The organism is Mesorhizobium sp. Primo-A, from assembly GCF_003997175.1.
Taxonomy (GTDB): Bacteria; Pseudomonadota; Alphaproteobacteria; order Rhizobiales; family Rhizobiaceae; genus Mesorhizobium; species Mesorhizobium ciceri.
In genome coordinates this window covers 1-2,511 of sequence record NZ_RZTG01000047.1, presented here as the reverse complement: position 1 = coordinate 2,511, position 2,511 = coordinate 1, and the positions used below count along the sequence as shown (strand labels likewise).

At 59.7% G+C, this 2,511-nt stretch carries 2 protein-coding genes; one reads left to right on the top strand and one right to left on the bottom strand.

Annotated elements, in window-relative coordinates; genetic code table 11:
* The first annotated feature begins 110 nt into the window (after window positions 1–110).
* A complete protein-coding gene (locus EOC83_RS32535) occupies window positions 111–392 on the top strand; it encodes a hypothetical protein (protein ID WP_013525317.1) in 282 nt (93 codons plus the stop codon).
* A gap of 261 nt (window positions 393–653) precedes the next feature.
* Here the strand turns inward: EOC83_RS32535 and EOC83_RS32530 are convergent.
* Window positions 654–2,511, bottom strand: a 1,858-nt coding sequence (locus EOC83_RS32530) for a GGDEF domain-containing phosphodiesterase (protein ID WP_127326042.1), incomplete at its 5' end; no start/stop codon positions are given.

Below are 2,511 nucleotides of genomic sequence, written 5' to 3'. Positions count from 1 at the left end.
TGCTAGCTGCACGCTTGAAAAGGCCAGTTCGATAACCCGGCGTTGAACTGCCAAGGAACAAATTCGCCGCGCGCGCGTTCGAGAGCGGCCTTTGCGGGGACTGAACACGAATGCTACTCGCTTTGGGGAACGCGCTCTCGACGACGGTTATGGCCGGCAGAAGTGGGGGTGCGGAAATTTTCGGCGTGGTCGATCTCAGCACTAAAGCCGAGGTAAGGATCAACGCGATGAATTTGGGAATGGCAATTCAGTTCGTGGCCAATGCCTCGGTGCTCGGTTACGATGTCCGTTCGGCGATGGTCTTCTACGGCGAACCGGGAACGCCAAGCCTCAGGGCAAATGACTGCGATCGATTGTGGGCGCAATTTGGTGCCGCGCTCCTTCGCCCATAACGCCGGACGCTTTTGGCTATCTTCAGCTGTCTGGAGCTAACAGCCCATGCCGCGCCACCGGACCGTCGGATCATGAGATCTGAAAGACCTGACGAGAAATTTGCTTTCGGTCACTTCACCGGCACGCAGAGCCGGTCGGGCACTTTGGGGACAAGGGTGGCGGTGGGTTTGCCGATGCAAGTGCAGTGTGCTCGAGCCAATTCGCGACTGGGCGCCGGTTGAACCGCTCGGCCTGCCTGCCTTACCGCGCGAGGCATGACCTTACCCCACGGCCAACCATTTGCGCGATTGGGCAAACGCCGTGAAGGCCTTGGCGTCCATTGGGCGGCCAAAAACATAGCCCTGCAGAATATCGCAACCAAGCTCCTTCAGGATGCGCGCGTGATCATTCGTCTCGACACCCTCGGCAATGACTTCGATGCCGAGCGATTTGCCGATCTCAATGATCGACGAGACCAGCTGACGCTGCGGGATCGACTGGGTGACGGGCGTGATCAGTTGGCGGTCGATCTTGAGCCGGCGGGGCTGCAGCTTGAGCAGGGACACGATCGAGGCATGGCCGGTGCCGAAGTCATCGATTTCGATGTCGATGCCGAGTTCCTTAATGTGCTCCAGGTTCCAGGTGACCAGGTCGTCATTCTCATCGAGGAAGATGGACTCAACCAGCTCAAACGACACCGTGCCCTTCCTGATGGCAAGCTTGCGCAAGCCATCGATCAGATCCTTGTCCTCCAACCGCTTGGCGGAGACATTGACCGAGACGTGCGGGATCTTGAGACCGCTGTTCGACCATTGCTCGAAATTCTCAAGCGCCTGTTCCAGGACAGCGCGATCGATGATTGCCACGACGTTGAGTTCTTCGGCCACTTTGAGATAGCTTTGTGGGGCCAGGATGCCGCGTTCGGGATGCTTCCAACGCGACAACGCCTCGACCCCGACGATCTCAAGTGTCCTGGCGTCGAACTGCGGCTGATAGTATGTTGTGAATTCGGCGCGCTCCAACCCGCCCAGGATTTCGTCGGCAATTTGCTTGGTCCGCACGATCTCGCTTTGCAGCACTTCGTCAAAGAATTCGTGTCGGTTGCGACCGCTTCCTTTCGCCCGGTAAAGAGCGAGGTCGGCGTTGACGAGCAGTTGCTTGGCGTCGGTTCCGGCGGCAATTCCGATGCTCACCCCGAACCGGCACGGGTTGCCCTGAAAATCGACCGGTCGGCGCATCTGCGTGATGATGCGGTCGCCGAGCGCGGAAAGTTGCTTGTCATCACGTCCATGGCTCACCACGACGAACTCGTCACCGCCGATGCGTGCAACAAAATCACCGGGACCCGTGTTGACCTTGATGACCTTGGAGGCGTGCACCAGCATGGCGTCACCGGCTGCGTGGCCGAGTGTATCGTTGATCTGCTTGAAGCGGTCGAGGTCCAGATGCAGCAGCGCTGTGCGGGTCCCCGTTGCGCTTTTTTCGGCAAGCAACTCATCGAGATAGCGGCGGTTGGGCAGGCCGGTCAGCGGGTCGTGCAGCGCAACATGCTCTACATGCGCCTTTGCGACCTTGAGTTCGGCATTTTTCGATTCCGACAGCTGGCGCTCTCGAATGAGCGTCTCATTGAGCAGCACGTCGCTGGTGACGTCCCACTCGGCGCCGATCATCTTCGGCGTGCCGCCGATGTCCTGGAAGAAGGCTGCGCGCGTGCGCACGTGGCGCGTGGTACCGTCCGCTAGCAGGACTCGATATTGCGAAGAATACGGTCCCTCCCTCTCGGCGGCCGCGTCGAACTCCTGGCGCGTCCTGTCAAAATCTTCGGGATGAATGGCCATCGCCCAGTCTTCATAACCGCGCGGTTTGCCATCGGCTGGCTTGCCGTAGATCTGGTTGACGCGGTCGTCCCATAGCAGTTCTTTTGTGGCCAGGTCGTGCTCCCACACGCCAATTCCAGAAGCTTCCAGGGCCAACTCAAGGCGGCCAGACAGACGTCTGAGCTCGGCATAGTTTTTCTGTCGTTCGCCGAACAGTCGCCCGGCCACCAGGATCGGCAGCACCACCAGCGCGCCGGCAAAGGCTATGAGCCCCCGCAACATCCACGCATTGTTCGGAATGGCCGGCCAGCCTCCCTTCGGT

Coding starts and splice junctions, on each gene's coding strand:
- EOC83_RS32535 (WP_013525317.1), top strand. CDS start 111: ATGCTACTCGCTTTGGGGAACGCGCTCTCGACGACGGTTATGGCCGGC.